This window comes from Phytopseudomonas daroniae (assembly GCF_004327285.1).
In the GTDB taxonomy this organism is placed as follows: domain Bacteria; phylum Pseudomonadota; class Gammaproteobacteria; order Pseudomonadales; family Pseudomonadaceae; genus Aquipseudomonas; species Aquipseudomonas daroniae.
Genome location: NZ_QJUI01000015.1, coordinates 137,715 through 155,402 on the forward strand (window position 1 = coordinate 137,715; position 17,688 = coordinate 155,402).

At 58.9% G+C, this 17,688-nt stretch carries 12 protein-coding genes; 3 read left to right on the plus strand and 9 right to left on the minus strand.

Going from position 1 to position 17,688, the window contains the following annotated elements; all coding sequences use genetic code 11:
* Positions 1 to 888 precede the first annotated feature (888 nt).
* The 7 genes from DNK06_RS17845 to hrpA all read right to left on the minus strand — a co-directional run bounded on the left by DNK06_RS17845 (position 889) and on the right by hrpA (position 11,547).
* Positions 889 to 1,794 carry an SDR family oxidoreductase gene (locus tag DNK06_RS17845; protein ID WP_131181344.1) on the minus strand — a complete coding sequence of 302 codons (906 nt, stop codon included), beginning with the start codon at positions 1,792 to 1,794 and terminating at the stop codon, positions 889 to 891.
* Positions 1,795 to 1,982: 188 nt separating this feature from the next.
* Positions 1,983 to 4,340: an FdhF/YdeP family oxidoreductase gene (locus DNK06_RS17850; RefSeq protein WP_131181345.1), complete on the minus strand. Its 2,358-nt coding sequence runs from the start codon at positions 4,338 to 4,340 to the stop codon at positions 1,983 to 1,985.
* A 436-nt stretch (positions 4,341 to 4,776) separates the two neighbouring features.
* Positions 4,777 to 5,220, minus strand: a complete 444-nt coding sequence (locus DNK06_RS17855; RefSeq protein ID WP_131181346.1) for a DUF421 domain-containing protein — start codon at positions 5,218 to 5,220, stop codon at positions 4,777 to 4,779.
* A 10-nt stretch (positions 5,221 to 5,230) separates the two neighbouring features.
* Positions 5,231 to 5,749 carry a hypothetical protein gene (locus DNK06_RS17860; RefSeq protein WP_131181347.1) on the minus strand — a complete coding sequence of 173 codons (519 nt, stop codon included), beginning with the start codon at positions 5,747 to 5,749 and terminating at the stop codon, positions 5,231 to 5,233.
* 294 nt (positions 5,750 to 6,043) lie between these two features.
* A complete protein-coding gene (locus DNK06_RS17865) occupies positions 6,044 to 6,346 on the minus strand; it encodes a hypothetical protein (RefSeq protein WP_131181348.1) in 303 nt (100 codons plus the stop codon).
* 181 nt (positions 6,347 to 6,527) lie between these two features.
* Positions 6,528 to 7,415: a serine hydrolase domain-containing protein gene (locus DNK06_RS17870; protein ID WP_131181349.1), complete on the minus strand. Its 888-nt coding sequence runs from the start codon at positions 7,413 to 7,415 to the stop codon at positions 6,528 to 6,530.
* Positions 7,416 to 7,470: 55 nt separating this feature from the next.
* Positions 7,471 to 11,547, minus strand: coding sequence for an ATP-dependent RNA helicase HrpA (hrpA, locus tag DNK06_RS17875; protein ID WP_131181350.1), 4,077 nt, complete (start codon positions 11,545 to 11,547; stop codon positions 7,471 to 7,473).
* A 180-nt stretch (positions 11,548 to 11,727) separates the two neighbouring features.
* Between hrpA and DNK06_RS17880 the strand changes: the two genes are divergently transcribed.
* The 3 genes from DNK06_RS17880 (at position 11,728) to DNK06_RS17890 (ending at position 13,551) form a co-directional block, all read left to right on the plus strand.
* Positions 11,728 to 12,030, plus strand: coding sequence for an ArsR/SmtB family transcription factor (locus tag DNK06_RS17880; RefSeq protein WP_131181351.1), 303 nt, complete (start codon positions 11,728 to 11,730; stop codon positions 12,028 to 12,030).
* 154 nt (positions 12,031 to 12,184) lie between these two features.
* Positions 12,185 to 13,159 carry a zinc-dependent alcohol dehydrogenase family protein gene (locus DNK06_RS17885; RefSeq protein WP_131181352.1) on the plus strand — a complete coding sequence of 325 codons (975 nt, stop codon included), beginning with the start codon at positions 12,185 to 12,187 and terminating at the stop codon, positions 13,157 to 13,159.
* Positions 13,160 to 13,200: 41 nt separating this feature from the next.
* Entirely contained in the window at positions 13,201 to 13,551 is a 351-nt protein-coding gene (locus tag DNK06_RS17890) for an antibiotic biosynthesis monooxygenase family protein (RefSeq protein WP_131181353.1), read from the plus strand.
* A gap of 398 nt (positions 13,552 to 13,949) precedes the next feature.
* On the opposite strand, the gene DNK06_RS17895 is transcribed toward DNK06_RS17890, so the two are convergent.
* Complete coding sequence (locus tag DNK06_RS17895; RefSeq protein ID WP_131181354.1) at positions 13,950 to 14,708, minus strand: hypothetical protein; 759 nt, start codon at positions 14,706 to 14,708, stop codon at positions 13,950 to 13,952.
* A 105-nt stretch (positions 14,709 to 14,813) separates the two neighbouring features.
* On the minus strand, positions 14,814 to 17,423 hold the full coding sequence (locus DNK06_RS17900; RefSeq protein WP_131181355.1) for an AAA family ATPase: 2,610 nt from the start codon (positions 17,421 to 17,423) through the stop codon (positions 14,814 to 14,816).
* Positions 17,424 to 17,688: the final 265 nt, after the last annotated feature.

A 17,688-nucleotide genomic window follows, 5' to 3' on the forward strand; every position in this document is an offset into this window, starting at 1 on the left:
TGTTCCTCCAGCCAGCATCGTGGTTATCGAGCATCAGATAATTTGATCCGGGCAAGCGCGAGAGATTCCGATTTTCTGTGGCTCACAGGGCACCAAATCGCCTTCTGGAAGCATCCTGAAACAGACAGCAATTACCCGAACTCAAGCTTCTGTTCGGCCTCCTAACCTTAGAGCCTGTTCACGATCTTTGTGCACTTGGCAAACAGGAACCCGTATCCCTATAGATCGGCGGCAATGTGGCGATAGCGGCCGCTCACCCCGTAGGGTGGATGACGCTCTTTTCATCCACCATTGCGATCGCTAGGTTGGTGGACGGATCGGGCCGCGCAGGTGAAGCGTCGTCCACGTCATGAAGCCCACCAAATCGAATGTCCGCTATCGCCTTTCTGCTGTCATTGCTCGAAAGATCGTGAACAGGTTCTTAGAGCCCGTTAAAGCCTAAAAGGAGAACAACATGAGCAAGACACCGATAGATCAGACCCCACCGAACAGCCCGGCCAAGGATGTGGAAGGCGACAACGTCAATGTGGTGAAGAAGAGAATCAACGATCCGGGGAAAAGACCGAGACCATCGACCGCGTCATCACCCCGACCTCGATCAAGACTAAAGAGCAGGAAGCGGAGAAGATCAGACAGGCCTCTGAAGAGGCGAAACGCAAGATCGATCAGCAGAACTGAGATCGCAATACACGGATCGATTGTACTGACGGTCGATCTGTAAAAACTCACTCGGCTGATGTAGGGACGCACAGCCTTGGTGAGATGTTGCGCTTAGACGGCGCAGTACATCCGGTGCTGTCGATGCAGGATCAATCGGCACGGTGAAATGAGCATGTGGGCCCCGGTCTGAAAGCCGGCCCACAGCGGGCGTGCTGCGGGCCGCTTCGTTCAAGGCAGCGGATTACCGCCAGTTACCCCGAAGGTTTCCCCGGTGATGTAGCTCGACTCCTGAGACGCCAGCAGCACGTAGAGCGATGCGCACTCCGCCGGCTGGCCAGGGCGCTTCATCGGCACTTGCGAGCCAAAGGTCGGGATCTTTTCCTGCGGTTGACCATCGGTGGGCTGCAGTACAGTCCAGATCGGGCCCGGCGCGACAGCGTTGACGCGAATACCCTGCTCGATGACCTGGCTCGACAGCGCCTTGGTGAAGGCCACGATCGCTGCCTTGGTGGATGCGTAGTCGAGCAGCGTCTTGGATGGATCGTAGGACTGGATCGACGCCGTGTTGATGATGGTGGCACCGGGCGGCATGTGCGGTACCGCCGCCTTGCACAGCCAGAACAGCGCGTAGACGTTGGTTTTGAACGTATGGTCGAACTGCTCGGTACTCAGCTCGGAAATGTGCTGCTGAGCGATCTGCTTGCCAGCCACGTTGACGAGAATATCCAGGCCACCCAATGCCTCGACGGCGTCCTTGACCAGGGAAACGCAAAACGCTTCGTCCTTCAGATCACCCGGTATGGCGATGGCACGACGGCCTTCGGCAGCGATCAGCGCCACGACTTCCCGAGCGTCAGGCTCCTCTTCGGGCAAGTAGTTGAGCACGATGTCCGCGCCTTCTCGGGCGTAGGCAATGGCAGCCGCACGGCCGATACCGGAGTCGGCACCGGTGATCAGCGCCTTGCGCCCGGCCAGGCGACCGAAACCCACATAGCTCTCTTCACCGTGATCCGGCTTGGGGGTCATCTCGCGATCCAGGCCGGGTTCGGGTTGGTGCTGAGCGGGGAATTCGGGCTGCGGGTATTGGGTCAGCGGATTCTGCATGGCGTATTGATTGGTGGTATTGCGGGTCATCGGATTCTCCTGCGGTTGCTGGTGGGTTCACGGTTGCCGCCAGGGATGAAAAAGCGCAATCGCTGCAGCTTGGAAACGGCTGCGTCTGAATTAGGAAGAGAGCCGCCGGTTTGAAGTTCAAACCTTCCGAGCAGTGGCTAGGGTCTGTTGACGTTTCAGCGCAAGCCGCGTTACCGCGTCAACAGCCCCTAACGCTGCGAGGCGATGACCGCTGAACCCTGTGGCAGGGTGTCACCTGGAGCAAGCGCATCGCTGAGACGCAGCGTTACCGGGATCGACTTGGCCGCCGGCACCTTGCTGCGCTCGGCGTGATGCCAGAGCGGCACCAACGGATTGCACTCCGGGTAGTAGGCGGCACAGCAGCCCTGGGGAACGTCGTAGGCAAGGATCTGTAGCGGCCCGACCCGGCGTTCGATTTCCGGTTCTACCGCCGTGGTCACGTCCACCCAATCGCCCGCCGCTAGTCCAAGGCGGACGATGTCATCGGTATTCATGAAGATCACCGAACGGGTGCCGTATACGCCTCGGAAGCGGTCGTTGTAGCCATAGATGGTGGTGTTGAACTGGTCGTTGCTGCGGATCGTCATCAATTGCAGTACATCGCGCCGCACATAGGGTGCTTGCACGTCATCGTCGGCAATCAGGTGTTCGGGCGTCACGAACTGCGCCTTGCCACTTTCGGTGGCCCACTCGCGCCTGGCCGCGCCCAGCGGACGGTGAAAGCCACCTGGTTCCCACATGCGCTGATTGAAGTCGTGGAAGGTCTCCGGATAGATCGTGGCAATCGCCTGGCGAATCAGGGAGTAGTCCCGTCGCCAGGCATCCCAGTCGATAGCGACTTGCGGTGACAACGTGCTGCGCGCCAGCCCGGCGATTATTGCCGGCTCTGAACGCAGGTGTTCGCTGGCCGGCTCGCTGCTGCCGTGCCAGCCATGGATGCAGCCCGTGCTGTCTTCGGTGCTGTGGCTTTGCTCCACGCCCTCCTGGCGATCAGCCTCGATCCGCCCCAGGCAGGGCAACAGCCAGGCCTGCTCGCCCGGCAGCAGATGGGAATGGTTGAGCTTGGTCGCCACCTGCACATTGAGTTTCAAACGCTGCCAGGCCGGCTCGATCTGCGTGGTATCCGGCACCGCACGAATGAAGTTGCCGCCCAGGCTGACGAAGCCCCGCACACGCCCGTCGAGCATGGCGCTACAGGCGTCGACGGTGCACAGCCCCATCTGCTTCGGCACGGTGAATTTGAAATGCTGCTCGATAAGCTCGACCGGCACCTTGGCCGGATCTTCGGCGATACCGACGGTGCGCTGGCCCTGTACGTTGGAATGCCCGCGCACCGGGCAGATACCGGCGCCCGGTTTGCCGATGTTGCCACGCAGCATCAGCAGGTTCACCAGCATCTGCACGTTCTGCACGCCCTGGCGATGCTGGGTCAGGCCCATGCCGTAGATGATCATGACCCGCTGTGCCTGGGCGTAGGTCATTGCCGTCGCTTCCATCGCGCCGCGGTTGAGCCCGGTGATGGACTCCAGCTCGGCCCAGTCCTGCTCGCGCACATAGCGTATGAAGTCTTCGGCCCCTTCGGTATGGGTAGCGATGAAATCCTCGTCCAGCACAGCAGGTGCATCGCGCTGCAGGGCGGCGTCGTGCATATCCAGCAGCGCCTTGGCGACACCGGTGATCGCAGCGGTGTCGCCACCAATGGCCACCTGGTGGTATTGGGTGCTGATCTGCGTCGAGTTGGGGCCAAGCATCTCACTTGGCGACTGAGGATTGACGAAGCGCTGCAGGCCCCGTTCCTTGAGTGGATTGAAGGTGATGATCGGTACGTCGCGCTGCCGGGCTTCCTGCAACTGATGGAGCATACGCGGGCTGTTGCTGCCCACGTTCTGGCCGAAGAACAGCATGCAGTCGGTATGCTCGAAATCGTCGAGAGTCACGGTACCGACCGGCACACCGATGCTTTCCTGCAGCCCCACCGAGGTGCTCTCGTGGCACATGTTGGAACTGTCCGGCAGGTTATTGGTGCCATAGGCGCGGGCGAATAGCTGGTACATGAACGAGGCTTCCAGCGAGGCGCGCCCCGAAGCGTAGAACACCACTTCATCGGGTTTCATTGCCCGCAGGCTGGCGCCGATTTCCTCATATGCCGTTTCCCAGGTGGTTTCCTCGTAGCGATCGTTGCTGGCGTTGTAGCGCAGCGGATGCGTCAGGCGGCCGTGCTGTTCCAGCGCATGGGCTGACCAACTTCTCAACTCGGACACACTGTGCTCAGCGAAGAATGCCGGGGCGGTACGTTTCGCGGTCAGTTCCCATGCCGTGGCCTTGGCGCCGTTCTCGCAAAACTCCATGGGATGGGTGTCGCCAGGCTTGGCCCAGGCGCAACTCACACAGGCGAACCCCGAGGGTTTGTTCTGTTTGAACAACGCCGCTCCGATCTTCAGCACCGCCTGTTCACGCAGCACAACGTTCGCCACGGACTTGGCCGAACCCCAGCCACCGGCTGCTCCGGTATAGGGTCGATAGCGGGTTTTCGGATCAGTCAGCATTACCCTCTCCTGCACGTGGCTCGTATGAGTACGACGAAGCCGTTTTGCGAAAGGTTCGGGTTAATAGCCCTATGGTCTGGCGGGTCGTTTATGACCGTTTGTGTCCTGGCTGATCAAGCGAAGCGGCGCTTTGCCGGGGGCAATGGCAGGCACCAGCCAACACAAGCGCCCAGCCGCCGAGGTAGAACCGTAGGGTGGACAACGCTTTTTTTGTCCACCATCCCAGCACCACCATGGTGGATGGATAAAACGACATCCACCCTACGAAGCGGCACTTTGTCCGGGGCAATGGCAGGCACCAGCCAACACAATCGCCCAGCCGCCGAGGTAGAACCGTAGGGTGGACAACGCTTTTTTTGTCCACCATCCCAACACCGCCATGGTGGATGGATAAAGCGACATCCACCCTACGCAGCTGATCAAGCGAAGCGGCGTGTCATTCGTTGGGAATGATGGAGATCTTGCCGTTCTTCTCGATGATGGCGAACTTGATCTGCTCCACGCGCTCCAGACCCTGTTTCTCACGTGCCGATTCAAGAATGTCTTCGACCCTCATATGAGCCGCCCTCAGCCGCCCCTCCAGAGGCCGGCCATGCTCAACGACAATCACGGGCGAGCCCTCGAGCCAAAGATCCAGGCGCGGCCATCGCCACTTGATGCGCGACAGCGCGACGTCAATGGTCAGCAGGGTCACAATCACCAGCAGCGCATTGGTCACTGAAAAATCGTCGCCAAGCAGTGCCTGCTGAGTCGCTTCGCCGATGATCAGCAACAGCACGAAATCGAATAGCGTCAACTCGCTAAGCGAGCGCCTGCCGGAGAATTTGAACAGGATCATCAGGGCGAAGTAGATCGCCGCCGCTCGCAATACCGCGTCCATCGTGTTGACCTCAGGGGTAGATGAATTGGCGAAGCGAAACCGTCTCACCGGCAATGCCGACTCTGGAGCGGAACATCCCGACGCCCTCGGCGCGCAATGACAAATAGAGACGCGCATGGCCTGTCGCGTCCGGCTGCACGGTGAATGACAGGCCATCGTGCAGGGATTCGCTGGTCAACGGCTGCGGGTAGAGACTTTCCAGAGTCGTGTTGTCGAACTGCTCCCCGGTGAGGGTGATCTGCACCGGCGCGTCACCGGCATGGTGGGCTTCGATCACCATCGAGGTGGTGGCGCCGTTGCGCAAGAAACGCTCGTAATGCACCTGCAGATCGTTGCCTGGACTTGCGCCCACGGTGTCGCTGAGCAGCCCGTTGGAAAATACGCCAAGCAGGGTCAGCAGCACGATCGCTGGCAACAGCAGGCAACCCAGCTGTTCGATGAACCAGAAACGTTGCTGAACCCGTATGTTCTCTTCTACGGGAACACGACGGCTTTGTGCCTCATCCGGATCGAGCTGCGAGCGGCTCATGCCAATGACCTCCTCGGGCCTGTACTTGAGTGACCGCCCCGCCAAGCGCTCGGTTCGAACAATCGGACACCCGAGCGAAAACAGGCACCTCACGGGAAGTACCTGTTTGCATGACGCGATATTTACTTGTTAGCGATCAGTAGCAGGTCATCAGGTTGCGGTAATCCGGGGTGTGGCGTTAGCGGACGTAAGGTGGATCGGGGCGCGTAGCTGACGCTCTTTTCATCCACCATTGCGATTGCAGAGCGGTGGACGGATCGGGCCGCGTAGGCAAGCGTCGTCCACCCGAACTGATCAAGCGAAGCGGCGCTTTGCCCGGGGGCAATGGCGGGCACCAGCCAACACAATCGTCCAACCGCCGAGGTAGAACCGTAGGGTGGACAACGCTTTTTTTGTCCACCATCCCAGCACCACCATGGTGGATGGATAAAGCGACATCCACCCTACGCACTGATCAAGCGAAGCGGCACTTTGTCCGGGGAAATGGCAGGCACCAGCCAACACAATCGCCCAGCCGCCGAGGTAGAACCGTAGGGTGGACAACGCTTTTTTTGTCCACCATCCCAGCACCGCCATGGTGGATGGATAAAGCGACATCCACCCTACGAAACGGCACTTTGTCCGGGGCAATGGCGGGCACCAGCCAACACAATCGCCCAGCCGCCGAGGTAGAACCGTAGGGTGGACAACGCTTTTTTTGTCCACCATCCCAGCACCACCATGCTGGATGGATAAAGCGACATCCACCCTACGCACCCCGATCCACCCTACGCCTATGTCAGCGAAAAGCGCCGAGCAACTGAGCGATCACTTCAGTTTCCACGTCGGCATCCCTGGCATCTTTCTGAAACACCGCGCAACTCGCCGTACCACTGCTCGTGGCGCAACGGTAAACCGCAATCACACTGCCCGGCCCAACGCCGGTGTGACCGCTGAGAACGATGCCGCCCTCGATATCGCCCTGCATCAAACCCAGGGCATAACCTGGAACTGTCCATGGCCGCCCTGGAATCGGGCCACCCAGCACGCGTCGCGCTTGCATATCCTCCAACAGCGCTGCGGGCAGCAGGCTTCCACCCAGCAGTCGATCGAGCAGCAAGGCCGCGTCCGACAATCTGCCAACCAGCAGGCCGTGGTAGACCCAACCGGGATGGTAAGTTGCAGCACTGCCCATATCGACATCACGCAGGTCTGCGGGTGTCTTCACCAATCGAGCGAGCGGCACCCCAAGCGGCTGCAGCACGCGCTGCCGTATGGCGTTTTCGAGGTCGGTGCCACTGAGTTGCTCTATCAGCCGAGTGACGTACAGGTAGCCAACATTGGAATAACCCCAGCCAACGCCCGGCTGGTAACGCAACCTCGCCGCATCGAGGCGCTCCAGCATGTCGTCGGCCGGCCAGGGCTTATCGCCACGGGCAACGGCGGCATGGTAGTCGGCAAGTTCGGAATAATCCGCCAGGCCACTTTCATGCCTCAGCAGTTGGCGCAGGGTGAAAGGGCCGCCAAGCACGACATCGTCAAGCGACACCAGCCCATCACGCACCAGGGTCAGAGCAGTCGCAGCCAACACGGTCTTGGTGAAACTCCACCAGGGTACGAGTGGTTCCTGACGGTCAGCAGCCGAGAGCTGGCCATTCACCACGAACGAGCGTGCAAATGTCGACATCCGAGTCACCTCTGATAAATCCAAAGTACGCAAAAGAGTCAGGCAGGCACCCGCATCAACCCTCGACCTGACTCCACTGCTTGCTCAGGCGCTTGTCCGAAACCGCCATCTTCGTTCCCAACTGCTGGGCGAACAGGGAGACGCGATATTCCTCGAGCATCCAGCGGTAGAGCATCAGGTTGGCGTCACGCTTGCCTTCCTGCAGGTGTTTGCCGAGGCGCGCCTGATACTGCTCCCAGTAACCGGCCAGCTCGCCACTCCACACGCGGTCACGCTGCAGTTGTGCGGCGATCTTGTCGAAGCGTTGTTCGATGGCCTTGAGGTAGCGCGGGACTTCCTTGAGCCATTCGGCGGGCGTTTCGCGAACGAAGCCGGGATAGACCAGGTTGCCCAGCTGCGCCTTGATGTCGTTGAGGGCCACCGCCTGGGCCAGGTCGATCTTGCCCTTGAAGCGCTTCTGCAGGCCGTGCCACAGCTTGAGAATTTCCAGGGTCAAGCGGGCCAGCCGTTCGGCGTGATCGGCCCAGGCACCGCGTTTTTTCTCGGCCAGGGCGGCCAGCGCAGCGCCATCGCGAGGCAGCGGTTGTTCGCCTTCGAGAATGCAGCTGTCGAGGCTGGCCAGGAGGATGTCCTCGACCAGCGCATCGACCCGCCCCAGATCGCGGTGCAGCAGGCCCAGTTCGGTCAGGCCCGGCAATTTGCCACGCAGGAACTTGGCTGGCTCGGCCAGCTGTTGCAGCAACAAGCGCTGCAGGGCACGACGGTGCTGGAACTCGGCTTCGGCCTGGGTCGGGAAGCGCCCTTCCTTGACCACGCCAGCCTCTTCCACCAGAGCCGGGAACACGGTCATGGAAAGTCCGGCAACCTTCTGCTGAGTCTTCTCGGCGACCTGGGCGAAGCCCTTGGCCTCCACCGGTTTCTGCACCTTGTCGGCCTGCGGGATGGCCAGTGCGGCCTGGCTGGCCTCACTGAAGCGCGCCATCAGCTCGGCCAGATCACGGCCTTCGCCCAGGAATTTGCCGTGGGTATCGACCACCTCGATGTTCATCTTCAGGTGATGTTCGAGCTGCCGGGTCGCTTCGATCCACGCTTCGTCATTGATACGCACGCCGGTCATGCGCTGCAACTCGCGGCCCAGGCTTTCCGGCAGGCTGCCCTGGCCGAAGATGAGTTTGCTCAGGGCCGCGCCGACGAAGTCCGGCACCGGCACGAAGTTCTTGCGTAGCGCCTTGGGCAGACCGCGCACCAGATCGATGGCCTTGGCCTCGATCAGCCCCGGCACCAGCCATTCCAGGCGCTCGCCCGGTAGTTGCGGCAACAGCGGCGCCGGCACGCGCAGGGTCACGCCGTCTCGCGGGTGATTGGGCTCGAAGTGATAGCTCAGCGGCAGCTGCAATTCGCCGACGTGCAGGGTATCGGGATACTGGGCGGCGGTGACTTCCAGCGCCTCGCGGGCCAGCACGTCTTCCTCGCGCATCATCAGCAGCTGCGGCTCGATGGCGCTCTCGCGCTTGTACCAGCTCTCGAAGGTCGCGGTCTGATAGATGTCCTGGGGAATGCGCGCCTCGTAATAGGCGAACAGGGTTTCCTCGTCGGCGAGGATGTCGCGGCGACGCGCCTTGGCTTCCAGTTCGTCGAGCTTTTCCAGCAGCAGACGGTTGGCATTCAGGCACTTGGTACGGCTGTTGATTTCGCCGCGCACCAACCCTTCGCGGATAAACAGCTCACGCGACGCCTGCGGGTCGATGGGCCCGTAATGCACGGGGCGGCGACCGACCACGATCAGGCCGTACAGGGTGACCTGCTCAAAAGCCACCACCTGGCCGCGCTTCTTCTCCCAGTGCGGCTCGAAGTGGTTCTTCTTGATCAGGTGACCGGCCAGCGGTTCGATCCAGTCCGGCTCGATCTTGGCCACCTGGCGGGCGAACAGCTTGGTGGTCTCGACCAGTTCCGCGGCCATGATCCAGTTGGGTTTCTTGCGGCCGATCACCGACGACGGATGCACCCAGAAACGTCGCTGGCGGGCACCGAGAAAGTCGCCCTCCTCGGCCTTCTGGCCGATCTGGCTGAGCAGGCCGCTGAGGATCGCCTTGTGCACCGCCGCATAACCCTTGGCGCGCTGCGCCGCTTCGTTGGCCTCGGCCTGCTCGCGGAGGATCACGTTGACCTTGGTGTCGGTGGTGGGCTGCAGCTCGCTCTTGTAGGAGCCCGCTTGCGGGCGATCAACAAGCCGGGAGTCAGGATCGCCCGCAAGCGGGCTCCTACGGGAAGCGTTATCGCCCAGTTGCAGATCCCTGGCCAGCAGCACCAGTTGCCGATGAGAATCACGCCACTCGCGCAGGCGCATGTAGTTGAGGAAGTTCTTCTTGCACCAGCTGCGCAGCGGGTTGGAGCCAAGCTCCTGGCGTTTTTCCTCGAAGCCGCGCCAGAGGTTGATCAACGCGGCGAAGTCCGAATCGACATCCTTCCACTGCGCATGGGCCTGGTCGGCGGCCTGCTGGCGATCCATGGGTCGCTCGCGCGGATCCTGCACCGACAGCGCACTGGCGACGATCAGCAGTTCCTGCAGGCTACCGAGCTTGGCGGCCTCCAGCACCATGCGGCCGAGGCGCGGGTCGATGGGCAGGCGCGCCAGTTGACGCCCCAGCGGAGTCAGTTGCCCTTCGCGGTTGACCGCCGAGAGCTCCTGCAAGAGGTTGAAACCATCGCTGATGGCCTTGCCATCCGGCGGCTCGATAAAGGGAAAATCCTCGATGCTGCCCAGGCGCAGGTGCAGCATCTGCAGGATCACCGCCGCCAGGTTGGTGCGCAGAATTTCCGGATCGGTGAACTCGGGCCGACCGAGGAAATCTTCCTCGCTGTACAGCCGCACGCAGATACCCGGCTCGACCCGGCCGCAACGGCCCTTGCGCTGGTTGGCGCTGGCCTGGGAAACGGCCTCGATGGGCAGGCGCTGCACCTTGGCGCGGTAGCTGTAGCGACTGATCCGCGCCGTGCCGCTGTCGATCACGTAGCGAATACCCGGCACCGTCAGCGAGGTTTCGGCGACGTTGGTGGCGAGCACGATCTTGCGCCCGGCCATGGGCGCGAAGATCTTCTGCTGCTCGGCAGGCGTCAGCCGCGCGTACAGCGGCAGCACCTCGGTAAAGCGCAGGTTGGCCTTGCGCAGCACTTCCGCGGCATCGCGAATCTCGCGTTCGCCAGGCAGGAAAATCAGCACGTCGCCCGGGCGCTTGCCCTCGGCATTCTCATGGGCGGCAATTTCGTCCAGCGCGGCGAGAATGCCCTGATCGACGGTGAGGTCGTCGAGCAGACGCTCGCCCTCCTCGTCCACCTCGGCGGCCAGCGGCCGGTACCAGGTTTCCACCGGATAGGTGCGGCCGGAGACTTCGACGATGGGCGCGTCCGGAAGGCCGGCCCCGCCAAAGTGCTTGCTGAAGCGCTCCAGATCGATGGTCGCCGAGGTGATGATCACCTTGAGGTCAGGCCGACGCGGCAGCAGGGTCTTCAGATAACCGAGCAGAAAGTCGATGTTGAGGCTGCGTTCGTGGGCCTCGTCGACGATCAGGGTGTCGTACTTTTCCAGGTAGCGATCATGCTGGGTTTCGGCGAGCAGGATGCCGTCGGTCATCAGCTTGATCAGCGAACTGTCCTTGCTCTGATCCTCGAAGCGCACCTGATAACCGACCAGCTCGCCCAACGGCGTGCCGATCTCCTCGGCCACCCGCGTCGCCACACTGCGCGCCGCCAGCCGGCGTGGCTGGGTGTGGCCGATCAGGCCGTGCTGGCCACGACCGATCTCCAGGCAGATCTTCGGCAACTGGGTGGTCTTGCCCGAACCGGTCTCGCCGGCGATCACCAGCACCTGATGCTTGGCCAGCGCGGCCTTGATCTCGTCGCGCTTGGCAGCGATCGGCAGCGCATCGTCGTAACGCATCACCGGCACGCTCAAGCGCCGCGCCTCGACCTTCGCGCAGGACGCCTGGAAGCGCTCCAGCCATTGCGCCTGCTTGGCTTCGTCGGGCTTCTTCTGCAACTCGTGCAACTGCCGACGCAGACGATGGCGGTCGGCGATCATGGCGTGGTCGAGGTTGTTCTGCAGGGCAGCGAAATCGAAGGGGACGTCGGTCATCAGGCTCGAGGGGTCGCGGAAAAAGGTGGGATTGTCGCAGATTCCACACCAAGGCGTGCAGGGTGGGGCCGTCGATAGACGGCGTCTGGCGACCCCACAGGCAGCAACCCTCGGATTGCATGCCGACGGGCGGTTGACTCCCTCATTGACATATCGGTAAATCTCGATATTATCAGGCTCATGGAATTGATCGAAATATTCAAAGCCCTCTCAAACCGTACGCGCCTTGAAATCCTCAAGGGGTTGAAGGATCCGGTGAAGAACTTCCCTCCACAGGATGAAGGGGACGTTCATACGGTGGGCGTCTGCGTCAGTAGCATTCAAGAAGGCGTCGGCCTGTCGCAGTCGACAGTGTCCGATTACCTTGCGACGCTGCAACGAGTGGGCCTGGTCGAAGTCCGGCGCATCGGGCAGTGGACCTACTACAAGCGCAATGAAGCAAACATCAGTGCTCTTGCCGAGATCATAGGTAAGGAGCTGTAATTTTTTACCCTTAAATATCGACAAATCCCGATATCCCATTTTGTCGAAGCGAGGACTCACAATGAACTGAGATCATAGGAAAAACCCGTAAATTTTTTGCCTTTTTATATCGAAAAATACCGATATCCCTTTTTACCGAAACGAGGATCTACTAATGAAAGCGATGATACTTAAATCATTTGGCGGGCCGGAATCGTTCGAGTTGCGCGACGTGCCCAAGCCAGTGCCGGGTACGGGACAAGTCCTGGTGCGGGTACACGCAACCTCCATCAACCCCTTGGATTATCAGGTTCGACGTGGCGACTATGCCGACCTGGTACCACTGCCGGCCATTACCGGACACGACGTATCGGGCGTTGTCGAAGAAGTTGGGCCAGGTGTGACGACCTTCGCTCCGGGAGACGAAGTCTGGTACACCCCGCAAATATTCGACGGGCCAGGAAGTTATGCCGAGTACCACGTTGCGGCCGAAAGCATTATCGGGAAGAAGCCGCCATCACTGAGCCATCTTGAGGCGGCAAGTCTGACCCTGGTTGGCGGGACGGTGTGGGAAGCACTGACCGTGCGAGCGGCGCTCAGAGTGGGGGAAAGCATTCTGATCCACGGCGGCGCGGGAGGCGTCGGTCATGTCGCGATCCAGGTGGCAAAAGCCATTGGAGCGCGGGTCTTCACGACCGTGCGCGAAGCCAACTTTGAGTTCGCACGCAGCATGGGTGCCGATGTGCTCATCGACTACGAGAAGGAGGATTACGTCGACGCCATCCTGCGGGAAACCGGTGGCCACGGCGTCGATGTGGTGTTCGATACCATCGGCGGCAACACATTGTCGCGTAGCGCCGACGCGCTCGCACAACTTGGCCGCGTGGTCTCGATTGTGGACATTACCCAGCCGCAAAACCTCGTACAGGCCTGGGGTAAGAACGCCAGTTATCACTTCGTTTTCACCAGGCAGAACCGCGGCAAGCTCGATGAGCTGAGCGCATTGGTAGAGCGCGGTCAGCTGCGCCCACACGTTGGCGCGGTCTATTCGCTTGCCGACCTTGCGCTCGCCCATGCCCGGTTGGAGAGCCCCAACAACGGCCTCCAGGGAAAAATCGCGATTGCAGTCGAGCCATCGCCCATCTCGTAAGTGCGTACTTTTAACGGTTCAAGTCATTTTGGAGAAACACCATGATTTATGAGATCGCTCTGCTCCCCGTTCACAAAGAACGCATTGAAGCCTTCAGACGTGCATTCGCCGAAGTTGCGCCTTTGCTCACCCGCGCAAAGGGTTACGGCGGCCACATGCTAGCGCAAGGGATTGAAACCCCCGAGCAGTTCAACCTGATAGTGCGATGGCAATCACTCGAGGATCACACGCCGGGCTTCGAAGCGAGTGAAGACCATCGGATATTCATGCTGGGCCTGGAGGAACATTTTTCGGAAGAACCGAAGGTTTACCACATCGAGGAGGCGGCTTTTACTACTGGAGATCATAAAGATCAGAACAGCGCCTTTGACATGGTAATGCCAGTGCCTTAGGAAGTTGTGGGCTTTAAATAATTGGCCGTTAGACAATAATCGGGAACAGACCACGATTTATCTGGAGAAATTAATCGTGGCCTGCCCCCTATTATTAATAGTAGGTCGAAATGCGCACAGTTTGACACTCTCAGTCTGCTCGGCGTATCCACGACGACCATGCATCAAACCAGTCTTCGCGAGGGGCAGCTATTGGCCGTATCGCTGCCGACCGTGGGGGCTGCTTTCGGCCAGAAGCGAGCAGTCAGATGTGTCTAGAAATCGGGGGCAATTCAGATTAATCATTTGTAATCCGGATGTCTGAGCTGGTTGATGGTGTCGCATTTGATTACGCCGCCCCTTATCGATGGAAGTCGAGTGATCGGCGCAATGGCATGGCGATTAACCCTAGACCGGAGTTACAGGGCATCTTTGCTAAGATCATCTAAGGCCTCGTGGATCCTGTCTCTGATTTCTTGGGCAAGACGACTAATCTGGCTCAAGGAATGCTGAACTTCTTTCGCTTCTAGAGGAATTGTCTCATCGTCAATCGTTTTTCCGTTGCGATGAACGATGTCGTGGCGCGTCTCACATATCGATGAGAATGGCCCCAAATCGAGCCCCTCTGCGCGCTTTCCTATCATCGCGTGCAATACGTTGCGAATGGTTGCTGGGTTGTGGAACGTAAGATTGCTAAGCACGCTCAGAATGACTCCGCTAACCCCTTTCGGGTGTTGGGCTATTTGTTTCAGGGTGTATTTCTGTTTTCCATTAAGCTCATCAACGTTGGCAACCATACTGGCCATAAATTGGGGGGTGCTGACAACGAGCGTCCGGACAGTCGTGCCAATGAAGGTTTCTAGCAGAGTCACCGCATGGACGTAGACCATCTTGTTGACGGTGTAGGCGTGTACTTGGCCCTGCCCGAGCTGCAGCAGGCTTGTGGCAATGGCAATCTCATGTACGAAATCGCTGTAGAGACGATTGTACGAATGGCGCTCAAGCCAACGGTACTCTGCTTCCTCATCCAGCCAAGCCAACATGTCAGCGTATTCGGCCTCAAGCTCTTCCCAGCCTGGCGTGTATTCATCCGCATCAGGGTTGCCGAGCCTTCCACGGATCCACTCAGCTCGCCTCTCGGACTCTAGCTCGAAAAGATGCTCCTTCATGCTGCCCATGTTGGCACTCCTTAATAGCGCGACTCGCGCCTTTCATTGGGCATTCGATGAATACGATACTCATCACACAAAGCATTTATGATCAGCTAGCGAATTGTCAGGTCATCATGCTGCCCGCTCTTGGTACTGCTTCATCCAAGCCGCTAACGAGCGCATATCAGCCTCAAGATCAGCAAGCTCGAGCGGCACACTCGGTAAGTCATCGGCTTGTGAGTGCTCATACACCGAGTACCGGCTCATCAGGTCATCAATCAGGTCACAATCCTCTTGAGTGATGTGCACAAGCTTTCTTAGCAGGCCCTTAGTCATGATATCTCTGCGAAATCGGAGTACCACACCATTGATCAATACAATCTCCACAGCGCGCTCGACAATGATCCTGAAATCACTGCAAACGCTTTTGGCCATGAGGTCGTAGCTCTCGGCATCACCTTCGGCCTGATGCTTTTTGAGCCTCGGCAGGGACTCATCCAAAAGCTTGTTGATGGCATTTTTTGGCTTCGAATCGCGGGCACTCTGGCCAGCCAGAATCCCTGAAATTTTGTCTAAACGGCGTAGTGTCTGCACATGATGGACGATGTCGGGGATGCTCGGGTTGTCCGCAACTTTCTTGATCGCCGCATCAAGCAATGCTACCAACGAAAGCCTATGAGTAAATATGATCACCTGACGCGTTTGTGCCAGCTCAACCAATCTCGCAACTACACGTTCCTCGAAGTCTTGATCCAGGGATGAGATCGGGTCGTCAAAGATAAAAGGCGCCACCTGGTTCGAACCTGTGATGTCGGCCAGGAACGCGGCCAGGGCAACAATCCGCGTCTCACCTTCGCTCAGAATCTGTTCCGGAGGACGATTCCCCTTGGCGCCTACGAGAGCCAGTCCAAATGTAGTCCGGCCTTTACCCAAGGTTTTGCTCAGTGGCGCCACCGGCAACCTTGAACCTCCTAGTCGCTTGAGCTCGGCGGCAAATCGGGTTTGATAGCCAGCGTCGAGTTCGGATTTTGCCAGCTCATTATTCTTGGACGTCAGGGCATTGGTTGCGGCAAGTCGAGCTGCTTTTCCATACTGATCAACCGCCACTAACCGTTCGCGCTCTGCCAAAATCGAATCTTTATTCTGCGAGAGCCATTGCATGCCTTTGAGCTTGCGAACCCGATCCTCCATCTCTTGCCGTTTGCCGTCTTGAAGAAGCTCTTTTAGCGCTTTTTCTTCCGTCTCCAACCCCGCCGACCGGCCACTTAACGCCTGGTCTATATGCGACCAATTAAAGGAGCCGACTAGCTCAGCTTCGCTTGCAGTCTCCATATCAGATCGTCGTTTCACGAGCGCTTTGTGCCACTCGAGCGCGGCCTGCTGGTCGACCTTCAGCACCGACATATGAGCCAGCCAATCTTGCTCGTTAGGCGCCTGAGGAAGGGCTTTGATGAGATTTTTGAGTGTCTCTTCAGCACTCTTGGCTGCGCGCTCCAGGCCATCCGTGACGAACTGCTCGAAATGACTCAGACGGCTGGCGGCGTTATCGCTGAGCTCCTGCTGACACAGCACGCACTTGGCCTCATCAGAGACAACAGGAAACGGCTGTTCTGGATACGCATGCGACTGTGAATAGACTCGCGCCTGCTTCCATAACTCTTGCCAAATCGGCTCCCCTACGCCTTCAAGAGGGGCATCTGCAAAAAGTTTCTGGGCAGACTCCTGAGCGGCTTCGCGCTTCAGTTTGGCTTGAGCCTGTGCATCGACGAGCTGTAATAAGACTACATCCGAGAGCTTGTCCTTAAGGGTGCCCATCGTACTCAGCACGTTGGCCAGCGCCCGCTTCTCTTTTTCGATTTCGCCGATTCGAGTCGCGACATCTTTCTGAGCCAAGACACCTTCATGCGCAATCCGCTCGGCATCCAGCTCAGGGGTGTACTGGCAAGCTTTTTCAATGGCCGCAACTGTCATGGTTGGCTTCAGCGCATCAATCCATCGCTTTTCTTCAGTGATGCCGATATCTGAAGGAAACTGGGGGAGCGCGCTGATCAGGGCGGTTTTTGAAGCCGTCAGGTGCTGACTGACCCTGTCCGAAATCGCGATCAACGCTGCCACGAACTTCATCTGGCTTGGTTCGTAACTTGCCTCGGTTTTGCCCATGTAAAGAGTTGCGGTTTTGGAGTCAAAAATCTGTGCATGTCGCAGCTTTGGATGAGCACCATCGCCAATGTTCCAGTCTACGATTCCAGACTTGCCCCCAACCGAAAGGTGAAATCTCGCCCGGCAGGCAACGGTCTCCTCCAGAAAGACGTTCGGATGAATCTCGTCCTTGGATCTTGAGCCACAGGCTTGCTTCAGAAGCCGCGCGAAGCCGCTTTTGCCTGAGCCATTCTGACCATAAAAAACCGAGATGTTTGCGGCACTAAAGGGTAGCTCAGCCCCTTGTTTGACTGCGTTCAGCCCATAGACATCTGAGATATGGTCGATACAAATTGGGGGGCGATTGGCGGCAATCGCTAATGAACCTGGTGCCACCGTCCCGAAGCCGGGATCGGTTCCTTTGCTCAACTCGATGATGCAAAGCCGGGCCAGCTCGGAAATGTCGTCATCCGTCGGCGGCCTTTTGGTGTCGATCAGATTCTTCGCTGCAGTTTGAAGCCAGCGATTTCGCTCACCAAGCCAAGACTCAAAATCGTCGACCAAGGGAGCGTCTTGACTACCTAACTCCTGAAGACCTGACATCAGTATCCCTCCTTAGAATCTTTCCGAACATGAAGCATAGCGTGGTGCAGGCAAATTGCCTTGCTTGATATTTGATCGATAGGTAGAGGTGCATTGGATGAGGAAGAACTGCTACGTCGGGTGTTGTCCTCCTGCACTCTAGGTCAACAGAGTCACTGGAAAAAAACACCGTTAAAATCTCGTATTGATCAGCTTTTCTTCGGGAGGCCAAAAGGCCGCGCCGCTAGCAGCCCCTCGGTAACACCCCAACCCCTCAAACCTTGCC